We start from the raw sequence: 20,664 nt of genomic DNA on the forward strand, positions 1-20,664 counted from the left end.
GCGCGAATGAACATCATCCTGCTCGGGCCGCCGGGGGCGGGCAAGGGCACCCAGGCGCAACGGCTCGTGCACGAGCGCGGCATGGTCCAGCTCTCGACGGGGGACATGCTGCGCGCCGCGATCAAGGCGGGTTCGCCGGTCGGGCTTCAGGCCAAGGCGGTGATGGAAGCGGGCGCGCTCGTCTCCGATGCGATCGTGTCGGGCATCATCGGCGAGCGGCTCGATCAGCCCGACACCGAGAAGGGCGCGATCTTCGACGGCTATCCCCGCACCCAGGCGCAGGCCGAGGCGCTGGACGCGCTGCTCGCCACGCGCGGCCGCGTGCTCGACCGGGTGATCGAGCTTGAGGTGGACGAGGATGCGCTGGTGGCGCGGATCGTCGGCCGCTTCACCTGCGCGGTGTGCGGCACGGGCTATCACGATGTGTTCAAGCTGCCGCGCGTGCCGGGCGTGTGCGACGTGTGCGGCGCGACCGAGTTCAAGCGCCGGCCCGACGATAATGAGGCGACGGTGCGCACGCGCATGGCCGAATATCGCGCCAAGACCGCGCCGATCCTGCCCTATTACGAGGCCAAGGGCCTGGTCAGCCGGGTCGACGGCATGGCCGATATTGAGGCCGTGGGCGCCGCGATCGACGCGCTGCTCGACGGCTGAGCCGCACGGCCCGGCGTCCGCGCAAAACCTTGCACGGAACCAAATCGCCGATCGGCGCGCGCCTCGCTTGACGGGGCCCGAGTCGGTCTTTATGAGCGCCCAATCCCGAAACCCGGCGTCCGGCGGTGCGCGTTCATGCGCGCGCCGGCCTTCCTCCGTACCGGCGGACCGGCTTTTCGGGTCGAAGCGACGAGATGGGGCGCCTGGCCAGGGTGCCCTGTGGAGCAGGAGTTAAACGTCACATGGCACGTATTGCGGGTGTCAACATCCCGACCAACAAGCGCGTCGAGATCGCGCTGACCTATATCCACGGCATCGGTCCGGCCAAGGCCAAGGAAATCACCGGCAAGCTCGGCATCGCGCGCGAGCGCCGCGTGCAGGACCTGTCCGACCAGGAAGTGCTGCAGATCCGCGAGGCGATCGACGCCGGCTACACCGTGGAGGGCGATCTCCGTCGCCAGACCGCGATGAACATCAAGCGGCTGATGGATCTCGCCTGCTATCGCGGCCTGCGCCACCGCAAGGGTCTGCCGGTCCGCGGCCAGCGCACGCACACCAATGCGCGCACCCGCAAGGGCAAGGCCAAGCCGATCGCCGGCAAGAAGAAGTAAGCGGCTCGCGTCGGCCGCCCGGCGGCCGATGCCCCTGCTTCGCGCCGGCCGGCCGCGCGGCCCCGGCGATCCACGAGATCAAGGTCAGGATTATCAATGGCACGTGAACCGCAGCGCCTTCGCCGTCGCGAGCGCAAGAACATCACCGCCGGCGTCGCCCATGTGAACGCCAGCTTCAACAACACCATGATCACCATCACCGATGCGCAGGGCAATGCGATCGCCTGGTCCTCCTCGGGCATGATGGGCTTCAAGGGCTCGCGCAAGTCGACGCCCTATGCGGCGCAGGTCGCCGCCGAGGATGCCGGCAAGAAGGCCGCCGAACATGGTGTCCGCACCCTCGAGGTCGAGGTGAAGGGTCCGGGCTCGGGCCGTGAATCGGCGCTGCGCGCGCTCCAGGCCGTGGGCTTCCAGATCACCTCGATCCGCGACGTGACGCCGATCCCGCACAACGGTGTCCGTCCGTCCAAGCGTCGCCGCGTCTGATCGACAGTTCCGGCCGGGGTCGTGTGGCTCCGCGCCGTATTTCCGGCCGGGGGCGGACGCGCCACCCGGCCCAACCCTTGAGGGAAGACACATGGCCGTCAACGCCAAGAACTGGCAGGAACTGAAGAAGCCGAACGGCCTCGAGAAGAAGGCCGGCGGCGACACCAAGCGCCGCGCCACCTTCGTCGCCGAGCCGCTGGAGCGCGGCTTCGGTCTGACGCTCGGCAATGCGCTTCGCCGCGTTCTGCTCTCGTCGCTTCAGGGCGCCGCCGTCACCTCGATCAAGATCGAGAATGTGCTGCACGAATTCTCGTCGCTGGCGGGCGTGCGCGAGGACGTGACCGACATCGTTCTCAACGTCAAGCAGATCGCCCTGCGGATGCAGGGTGAGGGCACCAAGCGGCTCCAGCTCACCGCCACCGGCCCGGCCGAGGTGACCGCGGGGATGATCGCCACCACCGGCGATATCGAGGTGATGAACCCCGATCTGGTGATCTGCCATCTCGATAATGGCGCGACGCTCAACATGGAGCTGACCGCCGCCGCCGGCAAAGGCTATGTCGCCGCCGCGATGAACCGTCCGGCCGATGCGCCGATCGGTCTCATCCCGGTCGATGCGCTCTACTCGCCGGTCCGTCAGGTCGCCTACAAGGTCGAGAACACCCGCGTCGGCCAGGAACTGGACTATGACAAGCTGACGCTCACCGTCGAGACCGACGGCACCGTCACGCCCGAGGACGCGCTCGCCTATGCCGCGCGCATCCTGCAGGACCAGCTCCAGCTCTTCGTGCATTTCGACGAGGGCATGCCGCTCTCGGCCGGGGTGCCGCAGATGGCCGGCATCGCCGCGCCGGCGCCGGGCGCCGAGCCCGAGGCCGACGCCAACCAGCTCAACCGCTACCTGCTCAAGAAGGTGGACGAGCTGGAGCTTTCGGTGCGTTCGGCCAACTGCCTGAAGAACGACAATATCATCTATATCGGCGATCTCGTGCAGAAGACCGAGGCGGAGATGCTCCGCACCCCGAATTTCGGGCGCAAGTCTCTGAACGAGATCAAGGAAGTCCTTTCCTCCATGGGCCTGCGGCTCGGCATGGATATCCCCGGCTGGCCGCCGGAGAATATCGAGGAAATGGCGAAGAAGCTCGAGCAGGAATATTGATCCTGCCGGCTCCGCCCAGTCTCGGGCGGGGCGCAAGGGTGAGGGCGGTGCCCTGTTCCACCGCCCGGTCCGGAGTACCTGAAACGGCTCCGGGACGAACATGAGGACTATACCATGCGTCATCGCGTCGGAGGCCGTAAGCTTCAGCGGACCGCCTCGCACCGTACCGCGCTGTTCCGCAACCAGGCGGCCGCGCTGATCAAGCACGAGCAGATCACCACCACGCTCGCCAAGGCGAAGGAGCTTCGCCCCTATGTCGAGAAGCTGGTGACGCTGGCGAAGAAGGGCGGCCTCTCCAATCGCCGTCTCGCCCATGCCCGGCTGCAGGACGATACCCAGCTGACCAAGCTGTTCGATGTGCTCGCCGATCGCTATGCGGCGCGCAACGGCGGCTATACCCGCATCATCAAGGCGGGCATCCGCGCCTCGGACGCGGCGGCGATGGCGATCATCGAGTTCGTGGATCGCGACGTCTCCGCCAAGGGCCAGGATTCGGGCCCGGTCGAGAGCGACGAGGCGCTCGACGAGGCCGCCTGATCGGCGCAATCTCCGGCCCGTGCCGGCGTGCCAGGCCGCTCCCGCCATGCGGGGGCGGCCTTGTCGTATCTGGCGCGGCAGAACCGGATTTCCCTAATTTGCTGAGGTCGTTAGACTTGGGCTTCGACAGAGAGGGCCGCATGATCTTGGACGAAGCCGACATCAGCTATCCACCCACTTGGGCGAGCGGCCAGGTCGATACGCTGCATGGGGTTGCGGTGCCGGATCCCTATCGCTGGCTCGAGGCGGATGTCCGCTCCAGCGCCGAGGTGCGCGCCTGGGTCGAGGCCGAGGCGGCGCTCACCGATGCCTATCTGGCGCGGCTGCCGGCGCGGGCGGCGATCGCCGCGCGGCTCACCGAATTGTGGAACTATGCGCGCGTGTCGCTTCCCGTCCGCCGGGGCGACCGCTATTTCTTCCGCCGCAACAGCGGGCTCGATGCCCAGGCGCCGCTCTATGTGCGCGACGGGCTGGACGGCGAGGCGCGGCTGCTGATCGATCCCGCCCAATGGTCCGAGGACGGCGCCACCGCGCTCGCCGAATGGGCGCCTTCGCCCGACGGGACGCGGCTTGCCTATGCGGTGCAGGATGGCGGCAGCGACTGGCGCTCGATCCACATCCTCGATCTTGCCAGCGGCGAGACCAGCGACGTGCTGGCCTGGGTGAAATTCTCGGGGCTCGCCTGGGCGGGCAATGGCTCGGGCATCTTCTATTCGCGCTTTCCCGAGCCCAAGCCGGGCGCCGAGTTCCAGGCCGCCAATCTGGATCATGCGGTGCATTTCCATCGCCTCGGCACGCCGCAGAGCGCCGACTTTCTCGTCCATGCCACGCCCGATCGGCCCAAGCTCAGCCATGTCGCCGAAGTCACGGAGGATGGCCGCTGGCTGCTCATCACCTCCGCCGAAGGCACCGAGGCGCGCTACGAGCTGACGCTGATCGATCTCACCGCACCCCGGCTCAAGGCGCGCACGCTGGTGCGCGGGCTGGAACAGGATTGGCGGCTCGCCGGCGCGGTGGGCGACCATTTCTATTTCGTCACCGATCTCGACGCGCCGCGCCGGCGCGTGGTGGCGATGGATGTCGCCTCGCCGATGCGGCGGCTGCGCGAGATCGTGCCGGAAAGCGAGGATGTGCTGGAAGAGGCGCGGGTGGTCGGAGACCGGCTGCTCCTCTCCTATCTGCACGATGTCGCCGGACGGCTGCGGCTGGTGGGGCTGGACGGGCGCGGCGCGCGCGACGTGATGCTGCCGGGGATCGGCAGCGTGCTGGGCCTGTCGGGGCGCGCCGATGGCGCGGAGGGCTTCTACGCCTTCGCCAGCTATGACCGGCCGACCGAGATCCACCGCATCGACACCGCCACCGGCGCCCAGGCCTGCCACTTCGCGCCGCGCCTCACCTTCGATCCCGCGCGCTTCGTGGTCGAGCAGCACAAGGTGGTGGCGCGCGACGGGGTCGAGGTGCCGCTCTTCCTGCTGCGGCGGCGGGATTGCGTGCTGCCCGCGCCGACCCTGCTCTATGGCTATGGCGGCTTCGCCATCGCGCTCACCCCCGGCTTCAGCCCCGCCGCGCTCGCCTGGGCGGAGATGGGCGGTGTCTATGCGGTGGCCAATATCCGGGGCGGCGGCGAATATGGCAAGGCGTGGCACGATGCCGGCCGGCGCCACGCCAAGCAGACCGTGTTCGACGATTTCATCGCCTGTGCCGAGCATCTCGTGGCGAGCGGCATCGCGCGTGCCGATGGGCTGGCGATCCATGGCCATAGCAATGGCGGGCTGCTCGTCTCGGCGGTGACCAACCAGCGCCCCGAGCTGTTCGCCGCCGCGCTGCCGGCGGTGGGGGTGCATGATATGCTGCGCTTCACCCAGTTCACCGCCGGCCGCTATTGGACGGACGATTACGGCGATCCCGCGGATCCGCAGGATTTCGCCACGCTCCACGCCTATTCGCCGCTGCATCGCATCCGGGACGGCGTCGCCTATCCGGCGGTGCTGGTGGCGACCGCCGACACCGACGATCGCGTCGTGCCCGCGCACAGCTTCAAATATGCCGCCGCGCTCCAGGCCGCCGCGCTCGGCCCCAGGCCGAGGCTGATCCGCATCGAGACCCGCGCCGGCCATGGCGCCGGCAAATCCACCCAGGCGCAGATCGCCGAGATCGCCGATCTCTGGGCCTTCGCGGCCTATTGGACGGGGCTGCGCGGCTGAGGCGGCGCGGCGCGGCCCGGCTCAGCGCTCGCGCAGGCGCGGCATCAGCTCGACAAAGTTGCAGGGCCGGTGGCGATTGTCGAGCTGGGTCGCGAGGATGCCGTCCCACCCGTCCTTCACCGCGCCGGTCGATCCCGGCAGGGCGAAGAGATAGGTGCCGCGGGCGACCCCCGCGCAGGCGCGCGACTGGATGGTGGAGGTGCCGATCTTGGCATAGCTGAGCCAGCGGAACAGCTCGCCAAAGCCCGGGATCTCCTTGTCCCACACGCGCGCGAAGGCCTCGGGCGTCACGTCGCGCCCGGTCACGCCGGTGCCGCCGGTGGCGATCACGCAATCCACCTCCGGATCGTCGATCCAGCCGTGCAGCCGCGCGACGATGCGCTCGGCATCGTCGATCACGATCGCGCGCTCGGCGAGGATATGGCCGGCGCCGGTGAGCCGCTCCAGAAGCGCATCGCCCGACCGATCCTCCGCCAGCCCGCGTGTGTCGGACACGGTGAGCAGCGCGATGCGCACCGGCAGAAAGGGTCGGCTGTCGTCGAGCGGCATGATCGTCCTTCGGTCGGTCAGGGGCGGACCGCGCCGCTGCGCAGCGTCATGGTGGTGGTGGCGGTGGAAAGCCCGGCGCGGGCATCGCCGCCAAGGCCGGGGAAGCGTGGCCAGCGGCCCTGCGCCAGCGCCTTGAGGCTCAGCGGCCGCTCGCCCGCCTGGGCCTGGTACATCCAATAGTTGCGCAGCACCGTCGCGACATAGGCGCGGGTCTCGGCATAGGGGATGGATTCGATGTAGAGCAGCGGGTCGTTCTGGGCGCGGTTGTTGATGTCCCAGCGGGCGACGGCGTTCGGCCCCGCATTATAGGCCGCGATCACCTTGGGCAGCAGCCCGCCGGTGCCGGCCGCGCTCGCCAGCTGTTCGAGATAGGCCTGGCCATAGGCCATGTTGATCGCCGGGGTGGAGAGCGAAGTGCGCGCGACCGGCGAACCCCCGCGCCGCCGCTCGATCAGATCGGCGGTGCCGGGCAGCACCTGCATCAGCCCATAGGCGCCCGCCGGGCTGACCGCGTCGGTGCGGAAGCGCGATTCCTGCAGCGCATGGGCGAAGACGAGCGCGCGATCGATCTGCCAGCCGCCCTGGGGGATCCAGTTCGGCGCGGGATAGCGGGCCGAAACCTCCACCACCTGGCCCGCCGGCGCATTGTGCGCCAGCCAGATCTGGGTGGCGGGCAGGTTGAGCTGGGCGGCGAGGTGCAGCAGGGCGCGATGCTCGGCATCGGTGCCGATCTTGGCCTGCCAGCGCAGCATCTCGTCGGCGAGGCCGAGTTCCCCCACCTCGACCAGCGCGGCGGCGCGGCGCACATCGATATGGGTGGCGAGCTGCGTCCATTCGGACGGGGTGAGCACCGCGCGCGCGCCGGCGGCCTTGGGCGTCATGCCGAGCATGCGCGCGGCGAGCAGGCCGTAAAAGGTTTCGGGCACGCGCGCGGCGGCGCGCAGCTTCGCCTGGACGCGATCGAAGCGGCCACAGGCGAGTTCGGCGCGCGCCGTCCAGAACAGGCCGGCCGCCTTCATCTCGGCATCGCCGGCATTGCCGCTGACCCGCGCGAAATCCTCCTCGGCGGTCTGGCAGTCGCGCTGGCGCCAGGCGGAAAGGCCGGCCACCCAAGCCGCCTGCACCGCCCAGCCGCCTGGCCCGCGCGCGGCCTCGCCGGCGAGGCGGGTGGCGCTGGCATCGTCGCCGTTCAGATAATAGCTCCACGCGATGCGCTGCTGCCACTCGGTGCGCGCCTCGGGGGTGAGCTGGAGCGCGCTGGTGGCGAGCAGCGCCTCGGCGGCGGCGGGCTGATCCGCCTTGAGCAGCGGCCGCGCCTGCTGGGCCAGCGCGGCGGCGGCGACATCGCCCGCCGTCGCCGAGGCGGCGACGCGCGCGGGCGCGCCGTTCAGCCAATCGAGATCGCGCGGCTGCGGCAGGAGCGGCAGATCGGTGACGCCGCGCTTGCGGGCGAGCAGCGCGAGCTGCGGCGCCTGCGGCAATTCCGGCGCGCGGGCGAGCAGCGCGAGCAGATCGTCGCGTTCCACGCGCGGCGAATTCTTGGCGAGGAACAGCTCGGCGGTGGCGACGGGCGCGAGCAGGCTGTCGGGCGCCGCCGCGATGCCGGCGCGCGCATCGGACCAGGCGCCGGCGCGGATCGCATCGAACACGGCGCGATAGGTCTGGCGTTCCTGCGGATCGAGCAGCCCGGCCTGGCCCTGCGCCGCGGCGGTGGCGGCGCGCGGGGCGGGGGCGGGCGGTGTGGCCGGGGCGGGGGATGGCGCGGGCGCGGGCGCGTCCGCCGCCAGGGCGGCCGAGGCGAGCATGCTGCCGGCCAGCGCCAGCGCGGCGAGGGATCGGACGTGGGGCTTCACCGGACAAGCGCTCCAAGCAGGTGCTGCAGCGAACGCCATGCCTCGGCCTTGAGCGGAGGCTGGCGTCGCAGGGTGCGGGGATGGAAGGTGGCGATCGCCGCCACCTCGTGGCCGCCATGGTCGAGCGGCGTGAGCGCCTGGCTGGCGGCGAGCAGATCCCGATCGAACAGCGCCCGGCTCGCTTCCTCGCCGAAGCAGAGCAGCGCGCGCGGCCGCACCAGCGCGATCTGCGCGCGCAGCAGCTCCACCAGCGCGGGCGCGGCGGCGCCGAGCCGGCCGCCGGGCAGCCGCCCCGGCGAGAGCGGCGCGCAATACAGCGTCTCGCGCCGCTGGCCGATCGCGGTCAGCATGGCGTCGACCAGCGCGGCCTCCTCGGCGAAGAGGCGGCCGGCGCGCAGATCGGCCTCGTCGGGCATATCGGCGACGATCATCAGCGTGGCACCGGCGGCGCCGCTGGGCGCCACCCGGCGGCGCGGCGGCGGCGCTTCGGGCAGATAGGCCTCGGTCGCGAGCCAGGCCTGGAGCGCGGCGAGATCGTCGAGCGGCGCGGCGGCGGCCGGGGCGGCGATGGCGAGCGGCGCGGCGGGATCGGGCGCGACCGGCGCCGCGTGCGTGGCGGGCGGCGGCGGCGCCAGCCAGTCGCGCGGGGTTTCGAGAATGGCGCTGTCCACCCCCGCGTCGGACCACCAGCCCAAGGCGCTGGCGATCAGGTCGCCGAAGCGATGCTCCCCCCCGTTCAACATGGCCTGCTTTCACCCGGGGTTGACGCGCACGTCAAGTTTCATGCACCGCGAAGCTGGCCAAAGCGTTGTCGGCCTGCGGCGATCCGTCGTCTGCACGGTGGCAGGCGCGCGATCAGGGCCGGGGAGTAGGCATGTCCACACGCGAATCGATGGAATATGACGTGGTCATCGTCGGCGCCGGGCCGGCCGGGCTGGCGGCGGCGATTCGGCTGAAGCAGCGCGCCGCCGAAGCCGGCGGCGACATCTCGGTCTGCGTGCTCGAAAAGGGCTCCGAGGTCGGCGCGCACATCCTGTCGGGCGCGGTGATCGATCCCAAGGCGCTCGATGAGCTGCTCCCCGACTGGCGCGGGCAGGACAGCCCGCTGACCGTCGAAGTGACCGAAAATCATCACTGGGTGCTGCGCGAGCGCGCCCGCATCGCGCTGCCGCACTGGCTGATGCCGCCCTTCATGCACAATAAGGGCACCTATACGGGCTCGCTCGGCGCGCTCTGCCGCTGGCTGGCGGGCCAGGCCGAGGCGCTGGGCGTGGAGATCTTCCCCGGCTTCGCCGCCGCCGAGCTGCTGTTCGACGAGGCCGGCGCGGTCAAGGGTGTCGCCACCGGCGACATGGGCGTGGCGCGCGATGGCACGCACAAGCCCGATTATCAGCCCGGCATGGAGCTGCACGCCAAATATACCCTGTTCGCGGAGGGCGCGCGCGGCCATCTGACCAAGGAGCTGAAGCGGCTGTTCGAGCTGGAGCGTGCCTGCGATCCGCAGGTCTATGGCATCGGTCTCAAGGAATTGTGGGACGTGGATCCGGCCAAGCATGTGCCGGGCCGGGTGATCCACACCCAGGGCTGGCCGCTCACCGACGCCTGGGGCGGCGGCTTCGTCTATCACCAGGCCAACAACCAGGTCGCGATCGGCTTCGTGGTGGCGCTGGATTACAGCAATCCCTTCCTCTCGCCCTTCGAGGAATTCCAGCGCTGGAAGCAGCACCCCGCGATCCGGCCGCTGCTGGAAGGCGGGCGGCGCGTCTCCTATGGCGCGCGCGCGATCAACGAGGGCGGCTGGCAATCGGTGCCCCAGCTCGCCTTTCCGGGCGGCGCGCTGATCGGCTGCTCGGCCGGCTTCGTCAATGTGCCGAGGATCAAGGGCACGCATACCGCGATGAAATCGGGCATGCTGGCCGCCGAGCAGGCCTTTGCCGCGATCGCCGCGGGGCGCGGGCGGGATGTGCTGGACGGCTATCAGCCCGCGGTCGAGGCGAGCTGGATCGCGCGCGAGCTGAAGGGCGTGAAGAATGCCGAGCCGGCGGTCGCCAAGTTCGGCGGCACCATGGGCACCATGGTGGCGGGCGCGGACATGTGGATGCGGCTGCTCAAGATCGGCCTGCCCGTCACGCTGCGCCACAAGCGCCGCGACGCCGAGATGCTGCGCCCGGCGGCGGCCTGCACGCCGATCGCCTATCCCAAGCCGGACGGCGTCATCAGCTTCGACCGGCTGTCCTCGGTCTTCCTCTCGGGCGTCAATCACGAGGAGGATCAGCCGATCCACCTCACGCTCCGCGACACGGCGGTGCCGATCGAGGTGAATCTCGCCCTCTATGACAGCCCCGAGCAGCGCTACTGCCCGGCCGGCGTCTACGAGATTATCGGGCGCGAGGAGGGCGCGCCGCGCCTCCAGATCAACGCGCAGAACTGCGTCCACTGCAAGACCTGCGACATCAAGGATCCCACCCAGAATATCAACTGGGTGGTGCCGGAGGGCGGGGGTGGCCCCAATTATCCCAATATGTGAGCGGCGGCGGCGGCCGCCCGCCGGCCCTTGCGCAACGGGCGCCGATCGAACAAGGAGGGCTGGGGGCTGATGGTGCCGGATGCCGCTGACTGATATGACACCTCGCCTGCTCCTCCCGATCCTGCTGTCCGTCGCCGCCGCGCCGGCCTGTGGCCGCGCCAGCCTGCCGCCGCCCGCGCCCGCGCGATCGCCGCTGGCCGACTATGTGCTGGCGCGCGCCGCCGGGGATAATGGCGATCTCGATATTGCCGCGCGCGCGGTGGCGGCCGCGCTCGCCGACAATCCCGCCGATACCAGGCTGGGGCTCACCGCCTTCCGCCAGGCGCTGGCGGCGGGCGACATGGCGCTCGCCCGCAGCGCCGCCGAAGCGCTCGAGGCGCGCCAGGTGCTGCCGCCCGATGGCACGCTGCTGCTGCTCGCCGCCGCCGTCGCCGACAAGGATTATGGCCGCGCCCGGCTGTTGGCGGCGCGGGTGCGCAGCGAGAAGCTGTTCGGCTTCGTCGCGCCCGTCGCCGAGGCGTGGATCGCCTTTGGCCGACACGATCGCAACGCCGCTGCGCTGCTCGCCGCGCCGCAGCCGACCAAGCTCGCCGCCGCCGTCGCCGCCGAGCATCGCGCGCTGCTGCTGCTCGCGGGCGGCAAGCCGGCCGAAGGCATCGCCGCGCTCAACGCGCTCGAGCTGCCCGACACGGCGCGCGCGGCGCGGCTGCGCATTGCCGCCGCCGCGACGCTGGCGGCGCGCCACAAGCGCGATCTCGCGCTGACGCTCTTGACCGGCACGTCCGCGCCCGAACTCCGCGCCCGCGCGCTGCTGACGGCGCATCGCGCGCTGCCCGGCGGCGTCACCAGCGCGCAGACGGGGCTGGCGCGGCTGTTCACCGAGGTCGCGGCGGAAATTAATCGCGAGCAGGCGGCCGCGCTCGCGCTCGGCTTCGCCCGGATGGCGACGATGCTGGCGCCGCAGGACAGCGAGGCGCGGCTGCTCACCGCCAGCCTCCTGGCGGGTGGCGGCGATATCGATGCCGGGCTGGCGGCGCTCGGCCCGATCGGTCCGGACGATCCCTTCGCGGGCGCGGCGCGCGACGCGCGGGTGACGCTGCTGGTCCGCGCCGGCCGCGCCGATGCCGCGCTCGCCGATGCGCTGGCCGCGACGCGCGAGCCGGACGCCTCGGCGGCGGACTGGTCGCGCTATGCCGATCTGCTCGTCGGGCGCGAGCGCTATGGCGAGGCGGCCGCCGCCTATGACAAGGCGCTGGCGCTGGCCGGCGGGGCGCGCGCGCCGGCCGATCTCGCCTGGCCGCTGCTGCTCCAGATGGGCAATGCCCAGCTCGAGAGCGGCGATTGGCCGCAGGCCGAGGCGACCGTGAAGCGCGCGCTCGCGATCGCGCCCGATCAGCCGGCGATCCTCAACTTTCTCGGCTATTCGCAGCTGGAACATGGCGGCGATCCGGCGGCCGCCTCGGCGCTGATCGCCAAGGCGGCGGCGCTGGCGCCCGACGATCCCGCCATCACCGATTCGCTCGGCTGGTCCTGGTATGTGCGCGGCGATTATGCCCGCGCGATCCCGCTCTTGGAGCAGGCGGTGCGCGCCTCGCCCGCCGAAAGCGACATCAACGAGCATCTCGGCGACGCCTATTGGAAGGTCGGCCGCCAGCTCGAGGCGCGCTATGCCTGGCGCGCCGCGCTGGTGCCGGCCGGCCCCAAGGATGCCGCGCGGCTGCGCGCCAAGATCGACAATGGGCTGCCCGCCGCGCCATGATCGACGATGTCGGCTATGCCAAGCTCAACCTGGCGCTGCATGTGCGCCGGCGGCGGCCGGACGGCTATCATGATCTCGAGACGCTGTTCGCCTTCTGCGAAGCCGGCGACGGGCTCTCCGCCGAACCGGCCGATACGCTCGGCCTGACGATCGAGGGGCCGTTCGGCGCGGGGCTGTCCGCCGGGCCCGACAATCTCGTGCTGCGCGCGGCGGCGGCGCTGCGCGCGGCGGCGGGGATCGATGCCGGCGCCGCGATCCGGCTCGACAAGCGGCTGCCGGTCGCGGCCGGCATCGGCGGCGGCTCGGCCGATGCGGCGGCGGCGCTGCGCGTGCTCGCTCGGCTCTGGACGCTCGCGCCCGACGCGGCGGATCTGCGCGCGCTGGCGGCGGGACTGGGCGCCGATGTGCCCGCCTGCCTGGAGTCGCGCTCCTGCCGGGGCGAGGCGCGCGGGGATGCGCTGGTGCCGGTGGCGGACGAGGCGCTGCGCGGCACGCCGGTCCTGCTCGTCAATCCGCGCGTGCCGACGCTGACCGGGCCCGTGTTCCGCGCCTGGGACGGGGTGGATCGCGGACCGCTGGCGACCGGCGACGCCCTGCTCGCGATCGCGCGCGCGGGCCGCAATGATCTGGAAGCGCCGGCGATCCGGCTCGAGCCGGTGATCGCCACCGCGGTGGCCGCGCTGGCCGCCTGCGCGGGGGTGGTGCTGGCGCGCATGTCGGGCTCGGGCGCGACCTGCTTCGCCCTGTTCGAGAGCTCGGCCGCGCGCGACGCCGCCGCCGCGACGATCGCCGCCGATCACCCCGGCTGGTGGCAGCTGGCGACCCGGCTCCGCTGAGGCCGCGCGGGCGCCGCCGGATCAGGCGCTAACCTGCGCCATCGGCCGCGGCCCGCCCTGCAGGACGTGCTCGTGAAAGGCCTTGGCGTCGAACTTGCGCCCGGCGGCGTGGCGCGCCGTCTCGCGTAGCTCGAGCAGGCGGGCGAGGCCCAGCACCGGCGCCGCCGCCTCGCCCGGCATGGCGGTGATGCGATCCAGCGCGGCGGCCTGGGGGGCGCCGGTCATCTCGATCATGCGCTGCTCGGCCTCGGCGCGGGTCCAGCGCTGCTGGTGGATGCCGACATCGGCGACGAGGCGCGCGGCGCGCAGCAGCTCGTCCGCGAGCCGCGCGACATCCCCCCAGGGATCGCGCGCGAACAGCCCGGCCTCGGCGGCCAGCCGGTCGCCATAGGCGGCCCAGCCCTGCTCGAGCGCCGGCCAGGCGGCGGCCGCCACCAGCCGGGGCCGCGCCACGCCCGCCGCGCCGGCGGCGAGCAGATGGCGGCCGGGCAGGCCCAGCCGGTCCACGATCGGCGCCACGCCCGGGATCGGCAGCGCATAGACTGAACGCGCGTCGAGCCAGAGCCGCGCCGGCGCGCCCGCCAGCGCGGGCAGGTAGAAGGAGCCGCCCGGCTGCCCCGGCCCCAGCGCGGGCAGCGGCGCCACCTCGAGCGGCGGGGTGGTGGCGAGCGCGGGCGGCACCAGCCGGCCGAGCAGCGCGTGGGCCGCATCGAGATGCGTCCGCGCCGCCTCCACCAGCCCTTCGCGGCCGGCCGCGTCGTCGCTCGCCACCAGGCCGGGATGCGCGGCGAACAGCGCGGCGATCCGCTCCGCCAGCGTGCCCGTCTTGTAGCCGCGCAGCGCCAGCCGCTTGGTCAAGAGGCCGTTGATCCGCGCCACCTCCTCCCGCGCGTAGGATTGCGCCGCCTCGGGCGCGAGATTGGTATCGCCGGCCCGCGCGATATTGGCGGCGTGGAGCGCGTCACCGCCCTTCTGCGCCCACAGGCCGGGCTCGGCGCGGCCGGCGCGGGTCAGCGCGGCCAGCGTGTCGCGCAGCAGCGCCATGGCCGGCTGGACGCGGCGGGTGAGGCTCGCCTCGGCGCGCGCGCGGGCGGGGCCCTGGGGCAGGCGGACCAGCAGCGGATGATCCGCCGTCGGCGCCAGCAGCAGCCCGTCCAGCGCGGCGAGCGCGGCGCGGCCGGTGAGCATGGGCGGCAGGCAGCCGGCGTCGCGATCCGCGCGCAGCCCGCGCGCGGCGCCGAGCGTCGCGTCGGCGAGCGCGTCGAGCTTGGCGAGCCACGCCGCGAGCAGGTCCGGCGTATCGAGCGGCTGCCAGGCGGCGAGCGCGGTCACCGTCTCGGTCTGCGGACCGCAATAGGCGGTGACGCGATAGGGGCGGTGGATCGCGGCGAGCGGATCATTGCGGCCATAGCGCAGATCGCCGGTGCGCCCGGCCCGCTCGACCAGCGCGCGCAACCCCGCCTCTTCCGGCGTCGCGCAATCGGCGGGCAGGCTGGCGCGCAGATGCGCGAGCGCCAGCGCCACCAGCGCGTCGCCGTCGGGCGAGAGATCGTCGCACCGCGCGAGCAGCGCCGCATCGCCGTCGCCGCCGCGCACCATCGCCTCGGGCAGCGCGCCGGCCAGCGGATCGCCCAGCCGATCGAGCCCGGCGGCATCGGGGCAGACGGGCTGGGCCCGCGCGGAGCGGCCGCCCCACAGAAGAAGCCCGGCGGCGAGGCCGAGGGCTTGGCGTCGGGTGGCCATCGAAATCCGCTCCCTTTCGATCCAAATGGGTGACATGGCCGCCCGACTCTGGCAAGATGCCGGCATGTTCAGGCTAGAGACCCAAGGTGCTGTGGCGCGGGTCGTGATCGATCGCGGCGCCGCGCGCAACGCCATTCCGATCGCCGGCTGGACGGCGCTTGAAAAGCTCGTGAACGAGGCCGGCGCCCGCAAGGAGACAAGGCTGATCGTGATCGAATCGGCCGATCCGCACAGCTTCTGCGCGGGCGCCGATCTCGCCGAGCTTGCCACGCTGCGCGACAATCCCCGTCAGCGCCATGTCTTCCGCTGCGCCATGCTGAGCGCGTTCAAGCGCATCCGCGCGATCGGCAAGCCCACGCTCGCGGTGATCGAGGGCGGCTGCTACGGCGCCGGCGTGTCGCTCGCCATGGCGTGCGATCTGCGCGTCGCCGGGCCTGAGGCCGATTTCGCGATCACGCCGGCGCGCTTCGGCATCTCCTATCCGCAGGAGGATCTCTCGGCGCTGATCAAGCTCGTCGGCCCCGGCCAGGCGGCGCGGCTGGTGTATAGCGCCGAGCGGATCCCGGCGGACGAGGCGCTGCGCATCGGCCTGGTCGAGCTGATCGACCGCGAAACGCCGACCGGCGCCGCCATGGTCAAGGCCATAGCCGACAAGGCGCCGTACAGCCTGCTGGCGCTCAAGGCGACGATGGCGGGCCGCTTCGGGGTCGATCAGCGCTTCGACGATGCCTTTGGCGGGCGCGATTTCGCCGAAGGATTCGAGGCCTTCCGCCACAATCGCACGCCCGATTTCACGTGAGCGACGCGGCCACGCCGGCGTGGCGGGCGATTGCGGGCGGCGAGGCGATCCTGATCGTGGCCGATCACGCCTCGGCGCACGTCCCCGCCGATATCGCGCTGGGTGTCGACGCGGCGGTGCTCGGCCGCCATGTCGCCGTGGACATCGGCGTGGCGCCGCTGGCCGAGGCGCTTTGCGCCACGCTGCCCGCCTCGGCGCTGCTCGGCGGCGTGTCCCGTCTCGTCTGCGACTATAATCGCGAGCCCGACGCGCCCGGGCTGATCCCGCTGGAGAGCGATGGCATCGCCGTGCCCGGCAACCGGCTGGATGCGGCCGGCCGGGCCGCGCGGCTGGCGCGGTTCTACGAGCCCTATCATGCCGCCGTGGCGGCGGCGGTGGCGGCGCGGCCGACCGCGCTGATCGTCTCGCTGCACAGCTTCACGCCGCGCCTCGCCACGCGCCCGCACGAGGCGCGACCCTGGGAAATCGGCATCCTTTACAATCAGGATCGCCGCGCGCCGGCGGTGGCGCTGCCGCTGCTCACGGCGGCGGGGATCGTTGCTGGCGACAACCAGCCCTATTCGGGGCGCCTGCTCAACGCGACGATGAACCGCCATGCCGAAGCGGCGGGGCGGCCCTATCTCGGCGTCGAGGTGCGGCAGGATCTGATCGGCGACGCGGCGGGGGTGGCGCGCTGGGCGGCGCGGCTGGCGCCGGTGCTTGCCGCCACGGCGGCGGCGATGGCAACGCAATCGGACATGACGCGGCGGCGCGCCTAGCCTATGGCAGGGCCATGCGTCGTCGCTTCGCCCTGCTCCTGCTTCCGCTCGTCTTGGCCGCCTGCCAGAAAAAGGCCGAGGATCCCGTGATCGACGCGGCGGCGCGCGCCACCTCGCTGCCCTGCGCGCTGTCGGGCTCGGTGACCTTCCAGACCCAGTGCACGGTGGAGCGGATGGTCTCCGGCGACGGGCTGGCGCTGCTCATCCACCACCCCGATGGCGGATTTCGCCGGCTCACCGTCACCACCGACGGGCGCGGCGTGGTGACGGCCGATGGCGCCGAGACGGCGCGGGTGACGGTGATCGATCCGGGCACCATCCAGGTCGCCATCGACGATGATCGCTACCGCCTCCCCGCCACGGTGGAAGGCGCGACGCTGCCCGCGCGATGAGCCGGCCGATCCTCACCGCGGCCGAGACGCGCGCCGCCGAGCAGGCGCTGTTCGACAGCGGCGTGACGGTCGAGGCGCTGATGGCGCGCGCCGGCCGCGCCGTCGCCGATCGCGCCTGGGACAGGTTCGGCCCGGTGCCCGCGCTGGTCGCGTGCGGGCCGGGGAATAATGGCGGCGACGGCTATGTGGTGGCGCAGCGGCTGCGCCAGCGCGGCGTGGCGGTGCGCGTCTGCGCCTCGGCGCCGCCGACGAGCCCGGCCGCGCAGGCCGCGCGCGCGGCCTGGGAGGGTCCGGTCGAGCCGCTCGCCGAAGCGGCGCCGGCGCCGCTCTTCTTCGACGCGCTGTTCGGCACGGGGCTGACGCGGCCGCTGGACGAGGCGGTGGCGGCGCCCGCGCGGGCGCTGGCGGCGGCGGCACGGCACCGCGTCGCGATCGACCTGCCGAGCGGCATCGCGAGCGACGATGGCGCGGTGCTGAGCACGCCCCCGGCGGCCGATCTCTGCGTCGCCCTGGGCGCGCTCAAGCGCGCGCACCGCCTGATGCCGGGCCTCGCCGCCTGTGGCGAGGTGGTGCTGGCCGAGATCGGGCTTGATGCCGCCTCGTCGGTGGTCGAGATCGAGCCGCCACGGCTCGCCGCGCCCGGCGTGGAGAGCGACAAATACAAGCGCGGCAAGCTGCTGGTGGCGGCCGGCGCAATGCCGGGGGCGGCGCTGCTCGCCGCCTTGGCCGGTCAGCGCGCGGGCGCCGGCTATGTCGAGCTGCTCGGCCTTTCCGGCGATGCGCCGCCGCACGCGCTGGTGCGCCGGGCCTGGGACGATGCCGCGCTCGAGGATCGCCGCATCGGCGCGATCGTGATCGGCCCGGGCCTCGGCACCGAAAGCGAGGGCGCGCGGCGGCTGGCGCGGGTGCTGGCGGGCGACCGGCCGCTGGTGCTGGATGCCGATGCGCTGACCCTGATCGCGCGGCAGGGACCGGCGACGCTCCGCGGCCGCGCGGCCCCGAGCGTGCTGACCCCGCATATGGGCGAGTTCGCCCGGCTCTTCCCGGATGCGACCGGCAGCGCGCTGGACAAGGCGCGCCACGGCGCCGCCGCGACGGGCGCGGTGCTGCTGCTCAAGGGCGCGTGCACGGTCGTCGCCCATCCGGATGGCCGCGCCGCGATCAACCCGCCCGCGCCGGCCTGGCTGGCGAGCGCCGGCACGGGCGATGTGCTGGCCGGCACGATCGGCGCGCTGCTGGCGCAGCGCAGCGATGGCTTCGCGGCGGCCCAGGCGGGCGCCTGGCTCCATGCCGAGGCGGCGCGCCTGGCCGGCCCGCTGTTGATCGCGGACGATCTGCTCGCCGGGCTGCGCGCCGCCGCCCGCGCGTGCCTCTGAACGGGGCGGCGCGGATGCAGCGCATCACCCGCCTCGCCGCCCAGGGGGACGGCCTCACCGAACAGGGCAGCGCCGTGCCGCTGGCCGCGCCGGGCGACACGATCGACGCGGCGGGCGAGGTGCGTCCCGGCCCGCATCGCGCGGTGCCGCCGTGCCGCCATTTCCCGCAGTGCGGCGGCTGTCAGCTCCAGCATGTCGACGACGGCGCCTATGCCGATTTCCTCGTGGACCGCGTGATCGCCGCGCTGCACGCCCAGCAGATCGACACGCCCGCGATCCGCGCGCCCTATCTCTCGCCGCCGCGCACCCGACGCCGCGCCGCGCTGCGTGCCGAGCGGCAGGGGCGCGGCGTGCGGCTCGGCTTCAACGAGCAGGCGAGCCGGCAGATCGTCGACCTAGCCGAATGCTGGATCCTGGCGCCGCCGCTCTGGGCGCTGGTCGCGCCGCTGCGCACGCTGCTCGCCACGCTGCTGCCGGCGCGCAGCGTGGGCGAGGTGCAGATGACGCTCACCGATCAGGGCGTGGATCTGCGGCTCGCCGGCGTCGCCGCCGAAGGGCTGGCCGAGGCGGAGGCGCTGACGCGCTTCGCCGAGACGCACCGCCTCGCGCGGATCGCGGTCGATGCGGGCCATGGCGCCGAGACGCGCTGGGAGCCGCAACCGGTGACCGTGACGCTCGGCGGCACCGCGGTCGGCTTCCCGTCCGGCGGCTTTCTCCAGGCGACGGCGGACGGCGAGGCGGCGCTGGTCGCGGCGGTGCGCGAGGGCGTGGGCGCGGCGCGCACCGTGGCCGATCTCTTCGCCGGGCTCGGCACCTTCGCGCTGGCGCTGCCCGGCCGCGTGCTGGCGGCGGAGGGCGCCCGCGATGCGCTGCTCGCGCTCAAGGCGGCCGGGGCGGGGCGGATCGTGGCGGATCATCGCGATCTGTTCCGCCGCCCCTATGCGCCGGCCGAGCTTGCCCGCTTCGATGCGGTGGTGCTGGATCCGCCGCGCGCCGGCGCGCGCGAGCAGGTGGCGCGGCTGGCCGAAGCGCCGGGGCCGCGCGTCGTCTATGTGTCCTGCAATCCCGCCACCTTCGCGCGCGATGCGCGGATGCTCCTCGCCGGCGGGCGGCGGCTCGCCTGGGTGCAGCCGGTCGGCCAGTTCCGCTGGTCCACCCATGTCGAGCTTGTCGGCGTCTTCGATAGCCCCGCGGCCACACCGGGCTGATCGCGCGCCCGCCGGCCCAGGCCCCTTACAGCAAGCGGGGGCCGGCGCGCGGGCGCCGGCCCCCTCCTGTCGCATGCCCGGAGGCGCGGAGGCTCAGTCGTTGAAGAGCTTCGCGAAGGCGCGCTTCTCGCGATTGCGCCAATGGCCGCGATGATAGGCGTCGGACGCGATCAGCGGCATCACCGAGGTCGCCTCGGCGAACACCATCTGCTCCATCGCGGTGGACACCTTGCCCCAGGACGCGGCTTCCTGCAGCGTCGAGGAGGAGCAGGCGCCGTCGCGCACGTCCGCCACGGTGATCTGCACCGCATATTTGTGCACATCCACCTCATGGCCGAGGATTTCGGCGCAGACGACCGTATCCTGGATGAAGTTCTTGGGCACGCCGCCGCCGATCATCATCAGGCCGGTGGTGCCCGCCTTGATCTTGATGTCGGTCAGCTCGCGGAAATCGGCGATCGAGTCGATCGTCAGATAGGGCTTGCCCGCCTTCATGCTGTCGACCTGATGCTTCACGAGGCCGAAGCCCGCCGAGCTGTCGGTGAAGGCCGGGCAGAAGATCGGCACGTCATGCTCATAGGCGAGCTTGACGAGGCTGTTCTCCTTCTTGCCGTGCTGCACGAGATATTTGCCCATCTCGCGGATGAAGGCGCGCGAGCTATAGGCCTTGGGCGCGAGGCTCTCGGCGATCTCGAAGATGGTGTGATCGACGTTCTGCAGCGCCACCTCGTCAATATAGGTGTCGTAGATGCGGTCGATGTAGAGCGAGCGCAGCGTATCGTCGTCAGGCACTTCGTTGGCCTGATAATGTTTGTGGCCGAGGCCCTCGAAGAAATCCATGTCGACGATGGTGGCGCCGGTGGCGACGATCATGTCGACCATGTTGTTGCGCACCAGCTCGGCATAGAGATCCATGCAGCCGCCGGCCGAGGTGGAGCCGGCCACCACCAGCGCCACCGCGCAATCCTGGTCGGCCAGCATCATGTTGTACAGCTCCGCCGCGCGGCCGGTATCGCGCGAGGTGAAGCTCATCTTCTTCATCGCGTCGATGATCGGGCGCGCGTCGAAGCTCTTGATATCGATATGCTCGACCTGGGTCGCCAGCAGCTCGGCCTTGCGCCCGTCGTTGATCTTGGTTTCGTTGGTCATGGTGTCACTCCAGCACTAGCCGGCCGGCCCGCCCTGTGCGGGGGCGGGCGGCCTGCGGCATGCG

19 protein-coding genes are annotated in these 20,664 nt (G+C 72.3%); 14 read left to right on the plus strand and 5 right to left on the minus strand.

What is annotated here, in order from left to right:
• Positions 1-6: 6 nt before the first annotated feature.
• From LHA26_RS11080 to LHA26_RS11105, 6 genes are all read left to right on the plus strand, one after another.
• Positions 7-654, plus strand: a complete 648-nt coding sequence (locus LHA26_RS11080) for an adenylate kinase (RefSeq protein ID WP_252165676.1) — start codon at positions 7-9, stop codon at positions 652-654.
• A 242-nt stretch (positions 655-896) separates the two neighbouring features.
• Complete coding sequence (gene rpsM, locus LHA26_RS11085) at positions 897-1,265, plus strand: 30S ribosomal protein S13 (RefSeq protein ID WP_252165677.1); 369 nt, start codon at positions 897-899, stop codon at positions 1,263-1,265.
• Positions 1,266-1,361: 96 nt separating this feature from the next.
• A complete protein-coding gene (rpsK, locus tag LHA26_RS11090) occupies positions 1,362-1,751 on the plus strand; it encodes a 30S ribosomal protein S11 (protein ID WP_252165678.1) in 390 nt (129 codons plus the stop codon).
• Between the two features lie 91 nt (positions 1,752-1,842).
• Positions 1,843-2,910: a DNA-directed RNA polymerase subunit alpha gene (locus tag LHA26_RS11095; protein ID WP_252165679.1), complete on the plus strand. Its 1,068-nt coding sequence runs from the start codon at positions 1,843-1,845 to the stop codon at positions 2,908-2,910.
• Positions 2,911-3,024: 114 nt separating this feature from the next.
• Positions 3,025-3,447, plus strand: coding sequence for a 50S ribosomal protein L17 (rplQ, locus tag LHA26_RS11100; protein WP_252165680.1), 423 nt, complete (start codon positions 3,025-3,027; stop codon positions 3,445-3,447).
• Positions 3,448-3,587: 140 nt separating this feature from the next.
• Positions 3,588-5,651, plus strand: a complete 2,064-nt coding sequence (locus tag LHA26_RS11105; protein ID WP_252165681.1) for a prolyl oligopeptidase family serine peptidase — start codon at positions 3,588-3,590, stop codon at positions 5,649-5,651.
• Between the two features lie 21 nt (positions 5,652-5,672).
• Here the strand turns inward: LHA26_RS11105 and moaB are convergent, their stop codons facing one another.
• The 3 genes from moaB to LHA26_RS11120 are packed head-to-tail and all read right to left on the minus strand — an operon-like array spanning position 5,673 to position 8,796.
• Positions 5,673-6,200: a molybdenum cofactor biosynthesis protein B gene (moaB, locus tag LHA26_RS11110; protein WP_252165682.1), complete on the minus strand. Its 528-nt coding sequence runs from the start codon at positions 6,198-6,200 to the stop codon at positions 5,673-5,675.
• Positions 6,201-6,217: 17 nt separating this feature from the next.
• Positions 6,218-8,053: a lytic transglycosylase domain-containing protein gene (locus LHA26_RS11115; protein WP_252165683.1), complete on the minus strand. Its 1,836-nt coding sequence runs from the start codon at positions 8,051-8,053 to the stop codon at positions 6,218-6,220.
• Positions 8,050-8,796 carry a uracil-DNA glycosylase family protein gene (locus LHA26_RS11120; RefSeq protein WP_252165684.1) on the minus strand — a complete coding sequence of 249 codons (747 nt, stop codon included), beginning with the start codon at positions 8,794-8,796 and terminating at the stop codon, positions 8,050-8,052. Before LHA26_RS11120 ends, LHA26_RS11115 begins: the two co-directional genes overlap by 4 nt.
• A 131-nt stretch (positions 8,797-8,927) precedes the next feature.
• On the opposite strand from LHA26_RS11120, the gene LHA26_RS11125 reads away from it, so the two are divergent.
• From LHA26_RS11125 to LHA26_RS11135, 3 genes are all read left to right on the plus strand, one after another.
• A complete protein-coding gene (locus LHA26_RS11125) occupies positions 8,928-10,580 on the plus strand; it encodes an electron transfer flavoprotein-ubiquinone oxidoreductase (protein WP_252165685.1) in 1,653 nt (550 codons plus the stop codon).
• A gap of 94 nt (positions 10,581-10,674) precedes the next feature.
• On the plus strand, positions 10,675-12,339 hold the full coding sequence (locus LHA26_RS11130; RefSeq protein ID WP_252165686.1) for a tetratricopeptide repeat protein: 1,665 nt from the start codon (positions 10,675-10,677) through the stop codon (positions 12,337-12,339).
• Complete coding sequence (locus tag LHA26_RS11135; RefSeq protein WP_252165687.1) at positions 12,336-13,175, plus strand: 4-(cytidine 5'-diphospho)-2-C-methyl-D-erythritol kinase; 840 nt, start codon at positions 12,336-12,338, stop codon at positions 13,173-13,175. Before LHA26_RS11130 ends, LHA26_RS11135 begins: the two co-directional genes overlap by 4 nt.
• A 21-nt stretch (positions 13,176-13,196) precedes the next feature.
• Here LHA26_RS11135 and LHA26_RS11140 read toward each other — a convergent pair whose 3' ends face one another.
• Entirely contained in the window at positions 13,197-14,918 is a 1,722-nt protein-coding gene (locus LHA26_RS11140) for a DUF885 family protein (RefSeq protein ID WP_252165688.1), read from the minus strand.
• A gap of 64 nt (positions 14,919-14,982) precedes the next feature.
• Between LHA26_RS11140 and LHA26_RS11145 the strand changes: the two genes are divergently transcribed.
• Genes LHA26_RS11145 through LHA26_RS11165 form a run of 5 tightly spaced genes read left to right on the plus strand, consistent with a single transcriptional unit; the run spans position 14,983 to position 19,451 of the window.
• Complete coding sequence (locus LHA26_RS11145; protein WP_252165689.1) at positions 14,983-15,717, plus strand: enoyl-CoA hydratase/isomerase family protein; 735 nt, start codon at positions 14,983-14,985, stop codon at positions 15,715-15,717.
• Entirely contained in the window at positions 15,714-16,475 is a 762-nt protein-coding gene (locus tag LHA26_RS11150) for an N-formylglutamate amidohydrolase (protein ID WP_252165690.1), read from the plus strand. The genes LHA26_RS11145 and LHA26_RS11150 overlap by 4 nt, the downstream gene beginning before the upstream one ends.
• A 14-nt stretch (positions 16,476-16,489) precedes the next feature.
• Positions 16,490-16,867 (plus strand): hypothetical protein, encoded by a 378-nt coding sequence (locus LHA26_RS11155; protein ID WP_252165691.1) that lies wholly within the window; start codon positions 16,490-16,492, stop codon positions 16,865-16,867.
• The gene (locus LHA26_RS11160) at positions 16,864-18,243 is read left to right on the plus strand and encodes an NAD(P)H-hydrate dehydratase (protein ID WP_252165692.1); all 1,380 of its coding nucleotides are present in this window, start codon (positions 16,864-16,866) and stop codon (positions 18,241-18,243) included. The genes LHA26_RS11155 and LHA26_RS11160 overlap by 4 nt, the downstream gene beginning before the upstream one ends.
• Before the next feature lie 14 nt (positions 18,244-18,257).
• Entirely contained in the window at positions 18,258-19,451 is a 1,194-nt protein-coding gene (locus LHA26_RS11165) for a class I SAM-dependent RNA methyltransferase (RefSeq protein WP_252165693.1), read from the plus strand.
• Positions 19,452-19,544: 93 nt separating this feature from the next.
• Here the strand turns inward: LHA26_RS11165 and LHA26_RS11170 are convergent, their stop codons facing one another.
• Complete coding sequence (locus LHA26_RS11170) at positions 19,545-20,600, minus strand: 1,9-bis(guanidino)-5-aza-nonane synthase (RefSeq protein WP_252165694.1); 1,056 nt, start codon at positions 20,598-20,600, stop codon at positions 19,545-19,547.
• Between the last annotated feature and the right edge of the window lie 64 nt (positions 20,601-20,664).

It is taken from the genome of Sphingomonas morindae (assembly GCF_023822065.1).
Taxonomy (GTDB): Bacteria; Pseudomonadota; Alphaproteobacteria; order Sphingomonadales; family Sphingomonadaceae; genus Solisphingomonas; species Solisphingomonas morindae.